The sequence below is a fragment of the Armatimonadota bacterium genome (genome assembly GCA_013314775.1).
GTDB lineage: Bacteria > Armatimonadota > Zipacnadia > Zipacnadales > JABUFB01 > JABUFB01.
The window spans coordinates 257,321-276,599 of sequence record JABUFB010000009.1 but is presented as its reverse complement, the minus strand read 5'-3'; the positions used below and the strand labels follow the sequence as shown (position 1 = coordinate 276,599).

The window sequence follows — 19,279 nt, the reverse complement described above, 5'->3', positions numbered from 1 at the left end:
TCCGCCTGGAGAGCAGCGCGGGCGAGGCAATGAATGCCTCGCCCGCGCTGTGTTCGGAGGGAACGGTTGCGCCGTCTACTTTCCCTGCTGACTCAGTGCCTCGATCGCCCTGGCCATCGCTTCTCGGTGCTGGTACATGGGCCGGGGATCCAGCGAGAACTCGGTCTGGGACTTGACCACGTCCTCGGGCACTGCAAGCAGTCGCTCGTACTCAGTCCCCGGTTGCGCAGCGGTCAGCTTCTTGAGCAGCGCGAAGTACTCGAAGTCCTCCATGCCCTCACGCAGCATCTCCCAGCGGATCGAGTTGACCGGCCCCGTCACGAAGGGCTCGCGGTTCGCGTTGATGTCCTTATTCGGTGGATACAGGAACCGGCCGTCTCCGTTGCCCCAGTACGCGATATGCCCCGCGGGAAGCCCGTAGCCGGACACGTAGCCCATGGGGTCTTCCCAGGGGTTCTGCGGCTGATTCGGGTAGGCGCAGGAACTGGTCCAGTAGTTGGATGCCCACACCAGGACGCCCTGAACGTTCCACTTCCAGCTCATCCACAGCCAGACTCGCAAGTCTACGGCGGGATGGTCGATGAACAGGCCGGGGTATGGCGTCTTTGGGCCGGTGCAGACGTACCACCAAATCTTCTCGCCAAGTTCCTGGCGTTCGCGGCAGATCTCGGGTTCCATATTGCTCAGGACCGGGCACCAGATGTCCACCGCGCCGAACAGCGCCGGGGTGGGCTCCTCGGTGAGCATGCGCTGGATCAGCGGCCCGGCAAGCTTGATCTCCTGCATGCCTTCGCGCACGAACTCGTAGTCCCTCGGCTCAGGCTCGTCGAACCAGTAGACGTAAGCCTTGTCCAGCCAGCCGTTCTCTTGCAGATGATTCTGGATCTGCATGCAGTAGTCGCGGAAGATACGACGGTACTCCGGCGTGCCCTGGTCGTATGGACCGATCTTCCCGTAGTGGCGCTCGTGGAAGGTCCCACCGCCAAGCCCCGCCAGGGGGAGACTGAAAGCGGTGAAGTGGTATTCGTCCAGGTACTTGCGGGCTTCGACGTCCCAGGCAGTGAAGTCCACTTCAGGACGGACCGCGCCGGGGCCCTCCTCGAACCCGCCGCCGGCGACGAGGTTCTCTTCGGAGCCTTCGCGCGTCAGGCTGATTGCGTCGAACCACGCAGTGCCGATGTGCTTGCCGTCTTCCGTCCACGGCGCGGGGCGCAGGACCAATAGGAGGCTGCGCGCCTGAGGCGACCGGTCGGCGGGACGGAATGTAATCTGCTCCCGCTTCCAGGTTCCGGCACCGGTGAACGCTAGGTCAAGATTGTGTCCCGATATCCAGTTGCCGGAGGCATTGTAGCTCTGGAGTGTGACCAGGTACCGCTGGCCCGGGTCGGTGGTGCGAGCCGCGAAAGACAGCGTGTATAGCGCGTCAGGGTCGACATTCACTCGCCGGGCCGCCGTGGCGGCGATGGATGCGGACTCACTGTCATCCACGATCTGCAGGCACTTGTCACCCTCGAAGGCGTCGCCGGCAACCACCTGGCCGCCTGTCCAGTCGAAGCCCGTGTACTCCACTTTGATGGGACTGCGCCAGAAGGAGTACGGGGCGATGCGGTGATCGCGGAAGTTCTGCATATAAAGGTCCCAGACGTGGTCGCGCGTGGCCTCGTCGGTGATATTCTGGTACTGCCATATAGTCCCCGGGCTGAGCCCGAAGGCGCTGGTGAGCGAGGGCTCTTCGGGCAGCGCGAAATCCCAGACGCGGAGCTCCAGCGGCACAGTTGCCTGGAAGCCCTCTGCAACCAACTCGATGGCCCCGCGATAGAGGCCTGCACGCGCATCTGCTGGCACCTTCACCGTGAGCCACAACGGCTGGTTCTGCCCCGCGGTCAGATCAATGGGCTCCTCCAGCGGCGGCAGGGCATCGGGCCACCAGCCCTGGCAGCCGGCCGCGTCCGTGGGATGCTCGACATAGTGATACCAAACGCTGCAGATCTCCACGTTCCCAGCGGAGATGCGCGCCTCTCCCGGTCCGATGAGGTCCTGGGCGCGTGCGCGCAAGCCGCTGATATTGCGCTTCGGGCTCAGCACGATCTGGCAGGGCTCGAACTCATTGCGCGCCGCTGACAGCGACACTGGACTGAGCTGGCCCTGCATCGCGACAACCGCCGGGCGCTCTCGGCTCACCTTGTAGGTGCCCTCGCACCACCATAGGTCGCAGTCCGGCAGGCTGGTGACCGGTGCGCCATAGTCGGACGCATACAGGCTCGGGACGGTGAAACGGGTTGCCGCCGTGAACAGCGTCTCACCCCCTGCGGCGACCGTCAGTTGCAGGTCGCCTTCGCCTGCACCGGCAACAAGGTAATCCACCTCCGCCGATGCCTCGCCGTTCCCGGGTACCGTCACCTGCGCGGCAGTCTCGCGGCCGGGAACATCCGGCGTCGTGCTCCCGTCGGCGACAGTGACCCGGACACTGCAGGTCATCGGCTCGCCGGTGCGGTTCGCCAGACGCACTCGGGCCCGGTTCTCGCCGCCCGGCAGGAGCGCGCCCAGGTCATCCACTGTTACCGCGAGGCGTGGATCAGTGACGGGTACGTCCAGGTAACGCGTTGAGCCAATGGCGTCGGGCATGTCGTGGTCCAGGTTCGCGGTGAAGGCATAGTCATTGACTTGGAATGAACCGGGGTTGGAATCCTCGCGGGCTTCCTCCTGGCCGGGGCTGCGCAGTCTTATCCAAAGAGCGGCGGCAGGAAACAGGTTCGCAGGGAGCCCATACTCCCCCGTTTCAACGGCTCCAATGCGAGCCAGTTGAACGTACTGTTCGCCATCCGCAGAAGCCTCAACAATGCAGTCACCAGCGGAGTAGTAGTTGACAGTCACTCGCAGTCTGCCGCTGGTGAAGCGTGCCCCCGGCAGTGCATGACGGTAGGTAACGTGGGTGCCCGGGGAAAACACCCAGCGATTGGAGTTGAAGCCGGCGCTGAATGATTCAAGCGGACGGGAGTGATTGGAGCCCTCTCCCGACAATGGCGCGCGGAAGGAATACGACCCGGCGGAGATTTTCTCGCCCTCGCCAAGGACCACTCCGCCGGTGTTCCGATAGACCGGGGTCACCGGCTGAACAGAGACGTCATCGAAATACACCGTGCCGGTCTTCATCCACTGGCCCAGACGCACCGACATCCGTTTCTGTCCGGGACGGGTTGTGAACACGTGGGACTGGCGCGTCCAGCGGTCTGAGACGTTCAGGTCGCGATTGGCGAAATCCGGGCCTGAAACGATGCAGCCGCCACCTGATCCAGCTCCGGCTCGGGCGTGGAAAGCAAATCGGTAGGTCGTGAATGGCTCCACCGGGATGTCATCCTGGAACCACGCGTTGGTCTCTCGTTCGCCGTCTCTGGTGACGCTGACAGAGCGTTCGCCGCTATTGCCGCCCTTCTCCCACCTGCCATCTGGCGCCGACAGCCGCCAGTGATCCGGCATGTCCGCGCCGGACTCAAAGGAAGGGTTTCGTATGAGGTCGGCCGATGCCGAGAGAGCCAGGGCGAGAGTGAGAACCGTACAGAGGTGGATTGGAAGAGATGCCATGTGCTTGGGAGACGCCACGGTAGCCAACCGTCCTTTCCAAGTGCGCAATGTGAAATAGCCGCCGGCGGTCTGCTCACAGACATATGCGGCGGCCATTACACTGTGTCATAACCGATCCAGCGCGCGTCAGAAGTAGATGTCGTCCGGGGCTCTGCCGGCGACTACCTTTACGTCAAGAGTCTTGCGGCCCCGCTGCACGGTGAAGGTGATGGTCTCGCCGATCTTGTGTCGGAAGATAGCCCTCTGAAGTTCATCCAGGCTGGCTATGGGCTTTCCGTCGACGGCCAGGATCACGTCGTGGATCTCGATCCCCGCTTCCGCTGCCGGGCTGGGGGTGTAGATCGCGCGCACCACAAAGCCCTTGTCAGTGTCCAGCCCGAGGAAGCGGGACAGGCCCATGCTGTTGGGCGTGACCTGGGCAAAGCCCACGTACGGCCCTCGGTGGACCAGGAAATACATGAGTTCCTTGGCTTCATTGATGGGGATCGCGAAGCCTATGCCCACCGTGGTGGCCACCTGGTTGCGCTGGGGGTCGAAAATCGCGAAATTGATCCCGACCACATTACCTGCGAGGTCCACCAGCGGGCCGCCGCTGTTTCCGGCGTTGATCGCTGCATCGGTCTGGATCACATTGCGGGTCGTTTCGCCGATCTGGCGCATAGCCAGGGCGCTGACCACGCCGACAGTGACGGTGTGCTCGAAGTTGAAGGGGTTGCCGACAGCGATGACCCATTCGCCCGGGGAAAGTTTCTGAGAGTCCCCCAGCTTCGCCGCGACGAGGTCGTCCGGCGGGTCGATGATCTCCAGCACTGCAAGGTCTTCGGCCTGCTTGCGGCCAAGGGGCTTGGCCTTGAGTTCCCGGCCGTCGGTGAGTTTGAGGGTCAGGTCTGTGAAATCACCGATAACATGAGTGTTAGTCATGACCAGCTTGCGGCCGTCATACTCGAAAATGAAGCCGGAGCCCATGCCCTCGATGATGCCGCCGCTCATCAGTAGCTCCTGCCAATTGCGGGGTGGGCGGCTGCCGATGACCTTCACCACCGAGGGACTGATGCGCTTGACCGCATTGACGATGGCGTCCTTGTCAGTGACGACTTCGAGAGTCCCGGCGCTCTGAGAGACGGTGGTGCCGGGTTGTGTCGGCAGGTTGACCGGCGGAGGGGTCTCGCCCTGGGTGCGTGTGAACAGCCACGCGCCTACCCCCCCGCCGATGACCCCGAAGATCAACGCGAGCACGACGACGGAACATGCGCTGGGGCCGCTCCTGGAACTCACAGTGGTCCTCCCATCGCAAAGGGCTGGCTGGACCGTGCTCAGCCGATCTGTTTGAGCGCGTTCACGGCCTCAATTGCGGTTACGGCGGCCTCGAACCCGCGGTTGGGCAGGCGGGTGCCCGCACGCTCGATGGCCTGCTCAATGGTCTCGGTGGTGATGACACCGAAAATCACGGGAATGCCGGTCTGCATGGCGGCCTGCGCGATGCCTTTGGCCGCTTCACCGGCCACGAAATCGAAGTGGCTCGTGCCCCCGCGGATGACCGCTCCGACGCAGATGATCGCGTCATACCGGCCGGATTCGGCCATTTTCTTCGCCGCCAGAGGCAGCTCGAAAGACCCGGGCATCCAGACCACGTCCACGTCCTCATCCGACCCTCCGTGGCGTACGATGGCATCCAGCGCCCCGGCCAGCAGTTTTCCGGTGATGAACTCATTGAACCGGGAGACTACGATCCCGAACTTGAGGCCGGTGGCGTCGAGCTTGCCTTCGATCACTCTGGGCATGGCTGTCTCCTTCAGTCGTGTGGCGAAACCGGGCCCGACCTGCTGCCGCCCGAAGGCTGGATGTCGCCCTGCAGCAGATGGCCCATCTTATCGCGCTTGGTCTGCAGATAGTGCAGATTGTAGTCGGTGGGGCACACTTCCATGGGCACGCGCTCGACGATATCCAGCCCGAAGGCCTCCAGGCCCACGTACTTCGCCGGATTGTTGGTCATCAGACGCATGCGGGTAATGCCCAGGTCGGCCAGCACCTGCGCGCCGCTCCCATAGTCCCGCAGGTCAGGCTCGAAGCCCAGCGCCACATTGGCCTCCACCGTGTCGTAGCCCTCGTCCTGCAGATGGTAGGCCCTTATCTTGTTCGCCAGGCCGATGCCCCGCCCCTCGTGGCCCGGGATGTAGATGATGACCCCGCAGCCTTCCTCGGCGATTTTCTCGAAAGCACGCTCGAGCTGCTGGCCGCAGTCGCACTTGAGCGAGCCGAGGATGTCGCCGGTAACGCAGCCCGAATGAACCCGCACCAGTGGCGCGTCGCAGTGTTCAATATCCCCCCGCACCAGCGCGACGTAGTCCAGGTTGTCCACCACGGACGTGTAGATGACAATCCGAAACATCCCCCACCGGGTCGGCAGGTTGGCTTCGGCCTGCCGCTCCACAAGGCGCTCGGTGTGGCGGCGGTGTTCGATCAGGCTGGCGATAGAGGCGATCTTGATGCCCTCGCGCTCCGATAGCGCGATGAGGTCGGCCATGGTGGCCGCGTTGCCATTGTCGTCCAGGATCGTTGCGGTGAGCGCCGCCGGGATGCGGCCGGACATACGCGCAAGGTCCACCGCGGCCTCAGTGTGCCCCACGCGCCGCAGCACGCCGCCATCCATCGCCCGAACGGTCTGCACATGGCCGGGACGCACCAGATCATTTGGTCTGGTGGCAGGGTCGATCAGCGTCCGCACCGTTATCGCGCGATCTGTGGCCGAATCACCGTTCCGCACACCGTGCCGGGCATCGACACTCACGTGGAAAGCAGGGCCCGGGCGGCGGTCCTGGTCCGCGAGCATTGCGGGAATCGCCAGTTCGGCCAGGCGCTCGCCCGTCAGCGCCACGCAGAGCGTCCCACGGGCGTGGTGCATCATGAAGTTGATGGCCCGGGCATCGCCGTGCTCGGCGCACAACACAAGGTCGCCCGTGTTCTGCTCCCCGGCGTCGTCTACGAGTATGAGGAACTCTCCCGCACCGAAGGCCTTGATGGCCTCGCTGGCGGTGATTACTGACTGTGGCATGTTCAGCAGAAGCCCTGTTCTCGAAGGAATTCCTCGGTGATGCCGCCACTGTCCCGCCCCATCGCCAACAAAATCCGGCGGACGTACTTGGCCAGAATGTCGACCTCAAGATTAACGCGATCCCCGGGGCGTGCGGTTCCGAGGGTTGTGTGTGCGAGGGTGTGAGGGATGATCGCCACCTCGCATGCCCCGCTGGTGATCGCCGTGACGGTCAGGCTTATGCCGTCGATGGCGATACTGCCCTTTTCCACAATGAACGCGGCTAGTTCGCTCGGAATGCTGAACCGCCAGCGGGTTGTTTCGCCTTCGGGCGTCACCGAAAGCACCGCGCCAACGCCATCCACGTGGCCCTGCAAGAAATGTCCGCCCAGTCGACCGCCCACGCTTAGCGCGCGTTCAAGGTTCACACGGTCGCCCGGCTTCCACGCGCCCACCGTGGTGCGTGCCAGGGTTTCGGTCCCGGCGTGTGCGGTGAAGAAGCCGGAACCCAGGGAGGTCGCAGTCAGGCAGCAGCCATTGCAGGCGATACTGTCGCCGATGCGCGTGCCGTCCAGGACAATGGCAGCCTGAATGGCGATCTCGGCGCCAGTGTCGGTGCGGCGCACGGAGCGGACAACTCCGACTTCCTCGATGAGACCGGTGAACATGGAGCCTCCGGGCGGATCAGAGCTTCAGCCAGCCGTCCGCCACCTTGCGAACGGCCTCTCGGGTGCATTCCGGGAAGGCGCGGTCGAAGGGCAAGCAATTCCGCGTGCAGATGTCCAGCGCGAGTTCCCCCACGAAATCCGCGCAGGCAGCGAGAACCTGGGGCGACAGCGCCTCGATGTTGTCGAAATGGCTGTGGTGGAACCAGCGCCCGCCCGCGCAGTTACGCCGGCAGAACCACGCAGCGGGAACGTCCTCGATGATGAACGGGAAATGGTCGGAGAACCCGTCGGGTTCGTCGCGGATCGTCCCCGACCAGCCGCACTTTCGCATCATTTCGCCCATGTACTCGTGGAGCGAGGGTGACCCGGTGAGATACACCTCATTCACTCCGGTCCAACAGCCCTGGCCGTCGGTGTTGAGCACCATGTCGATTTCGCGAGCGCGGTTCTCGGGGTCCGCGACGAAAGCAAATGCGCCCTGGCTGAGCTGCTCTTCGGTGCCGAAGGACGCGAACCGCATGGGCTTTTCGAACTCGCGCCCGGCGAAGAGTTCCGCCAGCGCCAGAGCAACGCCCACACCCGCCGCATTGTCCTCGGCGCCGGCCGTACCGAGGACCGAGTCGTGGTGTCCGGTGATTATAACGCCGCCGGTGTCCGACTTGCCGGGCAGTTCCCCCGACACATTCTGCGAAGGGCGGGTCTCCACGATGCAGTCCAGCTCCAGGCGAACGCGATCGGCCCCCCGGCGCACCAGGTCCCATTCCACCGGATGCGGCACCGAGGCCGCAGGGAACTTCAGCAGCGGCAGGAAGGTAAACGGCAGGCCCACGCGCAGGTTCCAGTCCGGCGTGTAACGCACATCCACCCAGATGACCGCCGCGATTTCCTTCTCATTGAGACGCTTGAGAATGTGGCTGTTCGGCCCGTAACTGCCGTGCACGAGAGCCACCTTGCCCCTGAGGTCCAGGCGGTCCAGGATCATGTCCGATGCATTCTCGACGTAGACCAGTTCGGCCTCAAGCACCCCGTTGGTGCAGGGCGTGTGTGCGCACGCGTCCATGACCACGGGCTCCCACGTTTTGCCGAAACGCGCCTGCATCTTCGCCTTGCGCACTTCGAACCACGCGCAGTCGAACTCTCTGCGGCGGATATTCTGCAGGCCGATGCGCTCCATCTCGGCCTGGATATAATCGGCTGCCTGCGCTTCCCCGGCACTTCCGGCCAGTCTCTCTCCGATAGTGACCGCAAGATGCTCGACGTGACGCATGATGAGGTTCGGGTCGGTGCGGACTGCACAATCAGACATTCCCTGGTCCTTTCGGTGGAGATCAGCCGACGCGGCAGATCGCCCGGCGGCCGTCATGGATGGCGGTAACAGTGGCATCCCGGCCCAGCAGATCGCGGGCCATTTCCAGGGCCGCGGGAAGATCCGGCGCGGGATGCAGGTAGGTTCCGCGTAGTTGCTCCTGCAGTTGGGAGACCACGATCAGCGTGGCCGGCAGGTCATAGACCACGCGCATGAACAAGATGCCCGGGCTGCAGGGGCCCCAGTGGTGCTCGAGGCGCCCGGATCGGATGTCATCCAGGATCCGGGCCCGCAGCTCCAGAGCGCCCTCCGGGTCCATCAGGCCCATCTCCGGCGTGGATGCGCCCCAGCCCTGGGAGCATTCACCAAGGAGAATGATGACCCCGCCCGGGCGCACGCAGTCCATCGCCGGGACCAGGGTCTTCTTGGCCTGCACCATGTCCACGTCGTACGGATAGCCGCCAGCACAGCATATCACAATGTCGGCCCGTTTCGGAACCTCTTCGGTGTACAGGGACCGGGCGGCCCGCACCCCCGCTTCATGGGCGGCGCGCAGGTCGCCACAGGTGATCGCGTGCCAGGTGTCGTCCGGGTTTACCACCGCGTCGCAGATCCAGTGGATTCCCACCGCCAGGGCAGCCTGCATCATGTCCTCGTGAACCGGATTGCCCTCCAGCCGGCCTAACTGCGGGCCATGGAGTGCGGTCAGGAAATGGTTGTGGGTGATGCTGTCACGAGACGCGCAGCCGGGGAGCACCATCTTCCTGCCACCCGAAAACCCCGCGATGTAGTGGGGCTCGATGAAACCCACCACAATGCGCTTGTCGAACTCCCGCAGTACGGGACTGATCTCAAGCGGCGTTCCATTGGCAGTACGCCCCAGACACCACTGATCATCGCTGCGGGAATCATTCTGGTGTGCGACTTCGATACCCAGGAACTCCAGCAGTCGTTCGGGCCGCATGGGCCGGTGCAGGCCGAGACCCACCATGACCTCCGGCCGGCCACCCAGGTCCTCCACCCGTTCCATGAGGAAGTGCAGCATCGGCGAGGGGTTGGGACGGGTGTCATCCACGGTCATGAACAGAACGCGGTCACCGTGGCTGATGATCTCCTCCAGGTACGGGCCTGTCGGATAGGCTACGGACTTGCGCAGGGCGCCGGGGATGTCCTCGATAGCCCGATGTGCCCCGGCTCCCACCCGTGCAACCACCAGCGACGGGTCAACGTCCACGGTCTGTGTGCCTGTTCCGTACCGGAAGGAAAGCTCCATCGCATCACTTGCCCACGAACAGGAGTTCGCCAAATCCCTCGGGTCGGTGAGGGTCCGGGTTCTTCTGGCCGGACGGCGTCCACTCGCTCAGGGCGCGGTCGGGCGCGGTTCCGTCCCAGCGATTCAGGATGATGCGCCAGACATCCCCCGGCTCGGGGCGTGGTTTGCGGGACAGGCCCGAAAAGTTGGCCAGCGGGATCGCCACCTCCAGCGTCCAGCCCCGGTCCGTGTCCTCGCGGTCATTGACCGTGCCCTCGATGCGGGTGCGCAGGCTCCATCCGGCGGCATCCCACTCGTTGAGGAGAACGTCGGGGATCGCGTTGAAGTAGTCGTACATGGTGCCTAGTGCATTCATTTCGAACCCAAAGTACATACGGGAACGCTCAGGCGCGGCCGCGATGAAGATCTCCACGCAATCGTCCATGTAGGTGGGATCGTCGCGCTCCGTATGGGTCGCGGTGATGTCCGGGTCTTCACAGCGATAGGCCACATACAGGAAGCAGTCGTCCCAGGCCAGCGCGGCCCGGGTTTCCAGGCGCGGGCCGGTCTGGGCAGGCCACGGGTACACGAAGGGTTCAGTGAACTGCGCCTCATCCCAGTCATTGAGGCTGCCGTCCACCTTGATCCCTTCGGCGCGGCGGCACTCGTACCGCGGCTTGTCCGGGTCGGGCTTGATCGGCTCGGCACAGGCCACCGCGAGGGCGACCAGGGCGGCCGAGATGCTCAATCCGACAGCGATGCAGCGGCCCATGACAGCGCACCTCCGTTCAGTAGCGGCCCGACACGAAACGAACGAAACAGTGGGAAGGGGCCGCGTTTGGCGCGGGAAGAGACTTCAGCGTGACTGTGCTGCGCCGGTGGAAGCCCTGGAGCCGCAGGTGTGGCACCCGGCATGCTCTACAGCGGGCGGATCACCGCGCCTGTTTCGCCGCCGTGTTCCGCCAGGAATGCCTCGACTTCCTCACGCCGGGGCAGACTGGGCTGTGCGCCGAAACGCATGCAGGCCAGGGCGCCGCAGGCATTGGCGAAGGCCACCGCCTGATTAATAGGCGCGCCTTCAGCGCAGCGCACCGCAAGCCCGGCCGCGAAAGCATCTCCGGCGCCCGTGGTATCCACCACGGGGACATCATAGCCTTCGATGAGCCGCGGCCCCTGGTCGTCCAGGATCAGTGCACCCTGCCGCCCCAGTTTGATAAGGGGCACCTTCACCCCGCGCCGGCGGATCTTGCGGGCAGCCTCGAGAGCCTCCTCCGGTGTTCTCACGGGAGACTTGGCGATCTCGGCGGCTTCCACCTCATTGGGCGTCATGCGATACGCGCGGCGCCAGAGCTTGGGGAGCCCCCGGCTGATAGGCGTTGGATCAAGCTGTACCGGGACGCCGCGGTCCACCGCCACCTGGATCGCCCGGTCCACGACTTCCAGGGGAACGGCCAGCTGAAGCAGCAGCATGTCGGTGCGCTCGATGGCTGCTGCCGCTTTCTCCACGTGATCCGGGGTAATCAGCTCATTCGCGCCAAGAATCGACACAATGCTGTTCTCGCCACCAGGAAGGAGGGTGATGAAAGCGGCGCCGGTGTTGGCCTCCCGGCGGCGCGAGACATGGTCTGTGTTGATGCCCTCGCGCTCGAAGTTTTCCAGCAACGCCGGACCGTATGCGTCCCGTCCCACGCTGCCGATGAGCGTAACTTGGGCGCCCAGGCGCGCGGCCGTGACCGCCTGGTTGGCCGCTTTGCCACCGGGGACGAATCTCAGGTTGGACCCGATCAGGGTCTCGCCAGGGATCGGCATTCGCTCGGCTTCCATCACGAAGTCGATATTGATGTTCCCGAGAACGGACAGCTTTGCAGCCACACGAAGACACTCCTGACTTATGTGCTGGTGCGCGATTGGCATACTATAACATAAGAAGGCTTGGTGTGGGTGCGGTGGGTGACGAAAGTTGAATGGGCCGAGCCCCGCCGGACAGGCTACTCCAGCGGCGGACGTTTCCTTGCAAGGGCGCGCTCGCGGAAGAGCGCCCGGTGCACCCCGGCAAGGTCCTCCTCCGCGGCGGTCGCCAGCTCAGGGGAGACGGATGAGCCACCGTAGCGAGCGCGCAGGAATGCGTGGGTGATCCGACTGAGGGGCTCAGAGAGCGATGAGAGAGGGGAGCGCAGGCGACCCAGGAACTCCAGCGGCGGCTCGGATTCCCGCCTTGGCAGGCCGAACCGTTCAGTCCAGCGCAGGAGCTGACCGTAGACGAAATAGATGCGCTCTTCGGGTGTTGAGCGGCGCGGGTTCAGGCGCAGTCGGTAGTACAGGCGCCAGTGCTTCTCTCCGGCAGCGGCCGCGGCTACCAGCGCGATCAACCCCAGCGCCAGTAAGGCCCAGCGACCGGCTCTCTCCAGGGCTCCGCCAGGTTCGAGCAACCCCGGCAGCATCTTCGTCAGCTGAGCCCAGAGGGACGCGAAGAACCCCTTGTCGTCCTCCTCGTCCTGCGGCGGAGTAGGGTCGAAGCTCTGCCAGCCCCGTCCCTCGATGTACGCCTCCACCCAACTGTGGGCATCTTTGGCCTGGACCTGGTACGAGTCCGTCTCAATATCGAGTTCACCGGGCACGAACCCGGTGACGAAACGGGTCGGAATCCCGATGCAGCGACACAGAATCGCCATCGCGCTGGCGTAATGCATGCAGTAGCCGGACTTCGCCTCGAACAGGAAGTGATCCACGAAGTCCGCGTCCCGTGGTCGGATATCCGGGCGCAGGTCGTAAGGGTAGTTATCCACCAGATACTGGCGGATCATCGTAGCCGCGTCGAATTCGTCCCGCGCCTGAAGGGTAATCTGCCGGGCAAGCTGGGCGACCCGCGCCGGCAGTTCGGGGGGCAGTGCCAGGTACTGCCGCCGGAGTTCCGGGTCCAGGGGAGGCAGCCGGTTCTCCCGGGGCGCCGGGCCCTCAGCGGGCACCAGGGACACCACTTCGTAGCTCTGCCCCGGCCGGATGTACCCGGCGCAATGGATCACACCGCTGCGACTCACGCGGATGCGCGACACGGGCGCTTCCACTTCCGCCGCGCAGAACAGCCCTGGCAAGGAGGCCGCGAAAGGCGCCTGAATGTGGAACACCTGCTTGACGCGCGTCGCGTCCTGGGGCCGGAAACCGTGGATCAGGTCTGTGTCCACGATCCAGCGGGTGCCGTCGAAGGCGGTCCTGTCCCGACGTTCCCGGCCGATCTGCCACGACCGACCATTGTAGTTGGCATACACCTGCTGCCGCCAGTTCTCACCACGATCGCACTCGACCACGAACAGCACCCGGCTGCTTTCGGAGGGCGTCTCGCCGGTGAGCCAGATCAAGGGGTCGGGGGAGAAGTCTGCGCGCTGGCTGATCATGAACCCCGCCAGGTACCGCGCGAGTGTGTCCCGGAAGCTGCGCCCGACTGCACTGGAGCCCTGCATGTACGAGGCGCCGGCGCTGGCGACAATTGCCGCGACGAGGACCACAACGGACACGGCCTGCCAAGTGTTGAGCGTCGCACCGCTGCGAGGACCACGCTCCCAGATCACCCGGCGCACCAACAGGGCCTCAAGGCCGTTTTCGCGGCTGTCAGCGCGGTATTCGGCGGCCAGCAGGAACAGCGAGCCAACGATGACCATTGCCGCTCCCACCACTGCCAGTGCGGACGGCATCGCGACCATGACCAGGATGATGCAGGACATGGCCGGAATCGCAGACAGGACCATGTCGCGCAGTTCCCGAATGGCGAATGCGCGGAAGGCCATGACCCACAGGAACCCTTTGACCAGGAAGCGGTAGCCGGCAGTCAGTCCGTAGAGGGCCTCCATCCCCTCTGCGGGCCAGGTCAGGACCAAATCCAGGACGCCCAGTCCCACGGCCGCCAGGAACACGATGGTGTTCACACGCCAGCGCGAGATCCGGGAGAGGTACAAGTAGTAGGCTGCCGGGAACGCCGCCACCAGCAGCCCGCCGATCTTCAAAACGAAGGCCGGTTGCCCGATCAGGGGCGCGGAGGCCATGAGGGCCCCGAGCATGGTGGTCCAGCCGCCGATGCACAGGATGAACCAGGACAGCGGCGTCAGGCCCGCGCCGTGCTGCGGGCCGGCACGGTCATCCGGGCCGGGGATGACCCCGACCGCCACCATGCGTCGACGGAACCATGCGCCTGTGGGTCTGGGCAGCGCCATCAAGATGTCTGTCCTGTCAGGATACCGTCACGCCCCCGGCGGTCTGAGAGGCGACTTCGCCGAAGGCCTCCGGGATGTTTTCGAAACCCGTTGCTCGAGCCGCGTTCACGCCCACGGCCTGCAGTCGCCGCAGCGCCAGGTCATCGTCGCCGTGGAGGTACTCGAAAGTCAGGTCCTCGTCCGCTTGGTCGTCCGGCCAGTTCAGCCCTATCCATTCGAGGAATGTATCGATGGCGCGTATCCCCGTGCGGACGGGCTCTCCCAGGTCCGGGTCCTCGCCGAAACCCAAGAACTCCAGTAAACGTCGCCACGGGGTCTTCGGCAGGTAATCTGCCTCTTCCAGGTCCTCATCACCGAGCAGTCCCGCGACTGGCGCCTCATAATCCTCGCCGGCCAGGAAGACCACCACGTGCGCGCCACGCAGCCGGGCGGCGGTGAGGGCGTCTTCGAGGCCGGGTTCCGGGCGCGGCGTGATGACGAACAGATTCCGGAGCCTGGGAGAAGTGCGCAACTGCTCCTCGCAGAACTCAGTGAAACTCATCCCGGGTACGGGACGCACCTGGGCAAGCTCAACGAGACAGCGGTCCAGGTAACTCTCGCCGCGGGATGGCATGGCGAGGTCTCGCGGCAAGCCCTGTCCGGCCAGGGATATGAGATAGTCTCCCCGCACGTACAGATCCAGCAGTGTGGCGGCCAGCGAAATGGCGGTCTCGGTGTCTTCCATCCACCGGTGGTTGCGGTCCCACAGGTCAAGCCAGATGGTGATCTCTGCCTCGCGCCGCCTGCGGTACTCCTTGACGACCAGTTCACCTGCATGGGCGGTGACCTTCCAGTGAACGTGCTTCAGGTCGTCGCCCGGTGTGTGAGGACGGATCGACTGGAACTCCCCGCCGGAGCGCTGAAGCATCCGGGATGCCCTGCGCCCCTCGGGAGATAGCAGTTCCCAGCCGGAGACGCCCTCGGCCGGGTGCGAGCGAGGGACTGCCAGGAACCCTACAGAAACCGGCATTTCCGCGCGCCGGTGATATACCCCGATGGGGTCATGCGCATAGACGGTGGCATTCCGGATGCGGTGCGCTCCTCGGTGGGGGCAGTCGAGTAGCGTTTCCATTTCCGTCCGCGAACTGGGCGCCAGGGCGGGCAGCAGGAACTCGTAGTAACGCGAGCCATCGGGCACGGTCTCGTTCTCCACTTCCAGCGCCAGCGTCATCCCGGTCCGGGTGATCAGTCCCGCATTGCGCACGGTGATAAGAGCCGGCACGGCCTCTCCCGCACGGCTCCGGTGGTGATGCACGTCGACGTCCGCCTGGACGCCGCGAATCTGCAGACGCGTCAGGAAGTAGGCGGCGAGAATCACGGCGAGCGACGCGGCGGCCAGCACATACATGCCCACCGAGTCGTTGATCGCCCCGATCACATAGAAGATCAGCGCAGCGCCGCCGAATATCTTCAGATTGCGGGTCATTGTTTGGGTTCGTCCAGGAGCACGTTTCCCTCGCCTGCGGTGCGCGAGATCACCGCCACGTCACGCGGACCGATGTTCAGCCGCAGAAAGGCCCAGTCACCCTCCACCCGCGCAGGGATCGGCTCCCCTGTAAATTCGTCCCTGTATGTGGCTCCCGGCACATGCGCCACCTTCAGTGCCTCCGCCGAGAAACTGCGGTACCCGGTGTTGTAAACAGTCCAGCAGGTCTTTCCCGTTCCATCGGCGCTCTCGGAGAAGCGGTTGGCGTAGATTCCTTCTACCAGCACCGGCACCAGCGGCTCGAGGTAATCGCCCGCGAAACACTGGCGGTTCTCGCGAAGCACCCTGTGCATCCGGGCGATGTACTCCAGCGTCTCCGGCGCGAACCAGCGGTCAGGGATGCCCTCCAGCCAAATGGCTTCGCCGTTGAACAGAATGCGGCGGCAGGCATCCACGTTGGAACCCAGAGGCTTGTCGCAGACGATGATCTCGATGGTCTTGAAGGTGGGGAAGGCGAAGCGATACAGGTTGAGATGGTGCGGCGACCAGGCATCCGAGGCGCAGGAAATGGCGTAGGTGAAGCTCCCGTCCTGATACTGCGAGGTCACGTCAGCCGGGCTTTCCTCGGTGTAAAGCGCGCAGTCCGGTCCAAGGGCCTCGCGCACCTTGCGGGTCATCTGCTGCTCGCCGATCACCGGAGACGCGGGAATCGGATGCTTATGGGTCTTGTTGAAGCAGTTGTGGCCCGGCTGGGCGAAGCCGTACTCGTCAATGTAGAAGCCAACCGCGCCAGTCTGCCCGCGAACCCGGGCGTAGGTGGCGGGCAGGTAGTCCTGCCACTCATCGACCCACGAACAGATGTTATAGCTGGGCGCGAAGTAGGTGTACGGATTGCCTTCGGCGTCGAGCAACTGCCACTGCTGCCCCTTCGCTTTGCCCAGGTCTGATTGCGGGTCCACCAGGTAGCCCTCGATGTACAGACCCACGGGCACTCCGCTGTCTTTGACCTCCTGGATGGCCCGTTGGAAGCTCTCGGGCGGCCCGAGGTAATCCCAGGGCACGTAGTCTCCGCAGCGGCCATGCACCGGGTCCCAGCCCCAGTCGAAAATGTGCAGGTAGTCTGCGCCGCCGAATGCCTCGGCATCCTTCGCCAGCACCCTCGCCAGGTCCAGCTTCTTCGTCTCCGGGTCGAACATCCCGCTTCGCTCAGGCAGGGCGAAATGCAGGAACTGTTGGCGGAAGTTGAACACTTCCCGGAACCACTTCTTGCGCGGCGCGGCGGGTTCGTACCACGTCGCCACCCACTCGCGGTATCGTGCAAGTTGCGCGTGCCAGTCGCCCTGATTGCAGCCAATCACCGTGTGCGGGAGCCGGGTGCTGTGCACGGGCGAATACTCCACGCCCAGGTCCACCGTCCCCTCCGCTTTGGCGAGGCGGTAGAAGCGGGGGGTGGATTCCAGGTCCTGCGTCATCACGTACAGGCCTGTTCCCCGTGCCGGCGAAAACGCGCCCATGACCTGCATCGGCATCCTGCCACCGTAGGGCTCCCGCTGGCTGATGGGGATGTTGTTCACCAACGCGCCGCGCCGGGGCATCCAGTACCAGGCATCCTGTGGATCGTCGGCGAAATGCAGGCCGCGCAGGTCGGGGAAGAGGATCATGGCGGCCGCCGGGTCCTGCCCGGGGAGGTCGCCCTCCAGGCTCATCCCGATCTCCCGCGGGTCGGTGACATCCAGGCTCAGGCGCATCCGGATCGCGGGCTCCACGCTGTCACAGGCGAGGTTCACCACGCGCTTCGAAGTCTCCGCGGGGTCGCTTTCGATGGACGTCACCGCGAAATCCGCCGAAGTCAGTTCGCGCAACCCCAGGCGCATGCGGAACAGTGGACCAGGGGTGAACTCCAGCGCAGCGTTTGCGCCCGAGTGGTTCTCCAGCCCGGTGACGAGAAGTCCCCGGCGGGTGTCCAGGATCATTGCGACCGACCAGGCATCGACGCGAACGAACCCGTCGCCCACAGTTATCCCGGCCTGGCGCGCAGCCATCGGTCCAGGCGAGCCCATCTCGGCCAGCGGACGGAACCGGGTAGCATCGGTCGCCGGGCCGGGGTTCGCGCAGAGCGTGGCTGCCAGCAGCCCGAAAGCGGCGCGCCGAAATCCGTCGCGGAAGACCACGGATTTCAGTTCCCGTGCAGGATCCAGGGCCACGCAATATGTGCCCAGGCCGCGCGAGACTCGATGCTGTCCGGCCGGGGCGCTGAAGGGGAACTGTTCCTCACTGGTGCCGTCGGCATACTCGATGCGCACCCGCAGCCGGTCAATCTGGTTGAAGCTCCCCAGGGCCGATTCGCCGAAGGCCGGTTCATCCCGGGACGGCAACTGTGCCGCCAGGATGAAGTGCAACTCCGCCGCGCGTCCGGACAGCGGAATGGCAATTGCGCTCGGTTGCCGCACAGCGGTCATGTTCGCGGTCGAGTGAGCTTCGCGCAGCAGGAATGGGATACCGTCCACGGTCACCTGACCGGAAGGCAGGTCGCCTTCAAGGCGCAGACGGGTGACCAGCTCGGTGGCGCTGGTGTCCCCGGCGGGCAGGGCGACAGGACGGAATGCACCCATATCCTGTGGCCAGCCCGGTGTAGCGGCGAAGACTTCCGCCACCTTCACCCGGGGCGCGGAATCATGGAAGCGGATGGAGGCAATCTCCAGGAATGCGCCGGGGGATAGCGCCTGCACCTGCACCGCGAGTGTGGAGACCTGCGACACGGTGAGCCGGGCGGACTGTACATGCCAGACGCCGTCGGAGACCAGATCTTGCAGGCAGATGGCATACTGCTCTTCGGGTGCCTGCCCACCGGGGCGGTTGGCCACATACAGCGCGTAGTCCGGGTTCGCCACGAGGCCTTTCGCCCGGTAGCGCATGGATACCCAAACGGGGGCTTCCACCGGTTCGTCGAGGTTCCGCGACCACTTGGCGCCGGTTCCCGCGTCTTGCACCGAGAACCGCGTGCCGTCCCGGGTGGCCACGCAGGCGTGATTCTCGCTGTAGTTCGCAAGCCAGGAGGGCTGGATGGTCCATACGTGCGGATCGTTCACGGGGATCAAGGCGCTCCTCTCCTCGCCGGGCTGAACCGGCTCGGCAACGGTTCCCGGCGGCGGAGTGTCCGTAATCGCCAGCGTATCCACCCACAGATGCGCCGGGCCGTCCGGCCCTGCGTAACACTGCACCGCGATATGTTTGACAGGCGGGATGCACCCGGCCGCGGACAGGTCCACTACCCGCGTGTGCCATTCTCCGTCCGCAATGATGTCCGCGCCCAGCACTGCTCTCAACCCGTCGCGTTTGCGGTCGGCATCGTCCAGCCAGACCACGTAGTCCACCTTATCGGTGGCATATCCTTGAGCCCTGTAGCGGAACACCAGCCATGGGGCCAGGTCGGTGTCGGCCAGGTCCACCTCGCGCCGCCATTTCATGCCCTTGCCGGGCTCGGCGATGCTGAAATGGGCGCCCCCGTCAGTCATGGTCAGCGAGGGGTGCTCTGCCGCCGGTCGCAGCCAGCTCGGCTGGGCAGTCCAGACATCGGCGGAGCTGAAGTCCTCGCGGAACTCGTCGTAGCACAGCGCGCAGGTGCAGGCAGTGATAAGAAGCAGGAGGAACAGGCGGGTCACGGCAGATCACCATCCGTGGACAGCGGCGCGCACGCTGGTCCGCGCCGGGGCTCGCATTGAGGTCAGTTTCGACATCCCGGCCGCCAGTCCTGCGCGGACAATGCGAAG

Annotated in this window: 12 protein-coding genes; all 12 read right to left on the bottom strand. The window is 64.8% G+C overall.

Going from position 1 to position 19,279, the window contains the following annotated elements:
• Positions 1 to 75 precede the first annotated feature (75 nt).
• Entirely contained in the window at positions 76 to 3,582 is a 3,507-nt protein-coding gene (locus tag HPY44_12470; protein NSW56818.1) for a DUF4091 domain-containing protein, read from the bottom strand.
• A gap of 126 nt (positions 3,583 to 3,708) precedes the next feature.
• Positions 3,709 to 4,857 (bottom strand): trypsin-like peptidase domain-containing protein, encoded by a 1,149-nt coding sequence (locus tag HPY44_12465; GenBank protein ID NSW56817.1) that lies wholly within the window; start codon positions 4,855 to 4,857, stop codon positions 3,709 to 3,711.
• Between the two features lie 38 nt (positions 4,858 to 4,895).
• Entirely contained in the window at positions 4,896 to 5,363 is a 468-nt protein-coding gene (locus HPY44_12460) for a 6,7-dimethyl-8-ribityllumazine synthase (GenBank protein NSW56816.1), read from the bottom strand.
• 11 nt (positions 5,364 to 5,374) lie between these two features.
• Positions 5,375 to 6,634 carry a GTP cyclohydrolase II gene (gene ribA / locus HPY44_12455; protein ID NSW56815.1) on the bottom strand — a complete coding sequence of 420 codons (1,260 nt, stop codon included), beginning with the start codon at positions 6,632 to 6,634 and terminating at the stop codon, positions 5,375 to 5,377.
• A gap of 2 nt (positions 6,635 to 6,636) precedes the next feature.
• A complete protein-coding gene (locus tag HPY44_12450) occupies positions 6,637 to 7,281 on the bottom strand; it encodes a riboflavin synthase (protein NSW56814.1) in 645 nt (214 codons plus the stop codon).
• Positions 7,282 to 7,297: 16 nt separating this feature from the next.
• Positions 7,298 to 8,587, bottom strand: a complete 1,290-nt coding sequence (locus HPY44_12445) for a M28 family peptidase (GenBank protein ID NSW56813.1) — start codon at positions 8,585 to 8,587, stop codon at positions 7,298 to 7,300.
• A gap of 22 nt (positions 8,588 to 8,609) precedes the next feature.
• Positions 8,610 to 9,860, bottom strand: a complete 1,251-nt coding sequence (gene larA, locus HPY44_12440; protein ID NSW56812.1) for a nickel-dependent lactate racemase — start codon at positions 9,858 to 9,860, stop codon at positions 8,610 to 8,612.
• Between the two features lie 4 nt (positions 9,861 to 9,864).
• Positions 9,865 to 10,611, bottom strand: a complete 747-nt coding sequence (locus tag HPY44_12435; GenBank protein ID NSW56811.1) for a carbohydrate-binding family 9-like protein — start codon at positions 10,609 to 10,611, stop codon at positions 9,865 to 9,867.
• 146 nt (positions 10,612 to 10,757) lie between these two features.
• Entirely contained in the window at positions 10,758 to 11,711 is a 954-nt protein-coding gene (locus HPY44_12430; GenBank protein ID NSW56810.1) for a ribokinase, read from the bottom strand.
• Positions 11,712 to 11,827: 116 nt separating this feature from the next.
• The gene (locus HPY44_12425; GenBank protein ID NSW56809.1) at positions 11,828 to 14,044 is read right to left on the bottom strand and encodes a transglutaminase domain-containing protein; all 2,217 of its coding nucleotides are present in this window, start codon (positions 14,042 to 14,044) and stop codon (positions 11,828 to 11,830) included.
• A 16-nt stretch (positions 14,045 to 14,060) separates the two neighbouring features.
• On the bottom strand, positions 14,061 to 15,509 hold the full coding sequence (locus tag HPY44_12420; GenBank protein ID NSW56808.1) for a DUF58 domain-containing protein: 1,449 nt from the start codon (positions 15,507 to 15,509) through the stop codon (positions 14,061 to 14,063).
• Positions 15,506 to 19,171: a hypothetical protein gene (locus HPY44_12415; GenBank protein NSW56807.1), complete on the bottom strand. Its 3,666-nt coding sequence runs from the start codon at positions 19,169 to 19,171 to the stop codon at positions 15,506 to 15,508. The genes HPY44_12420 and HPY44_12415 overlap by 4 nt, the downstream gene beginning before the upstream one ends.
• Between the last annotated feature and the right edge of the window lie 108 nt (positions 19,172 to 19,279).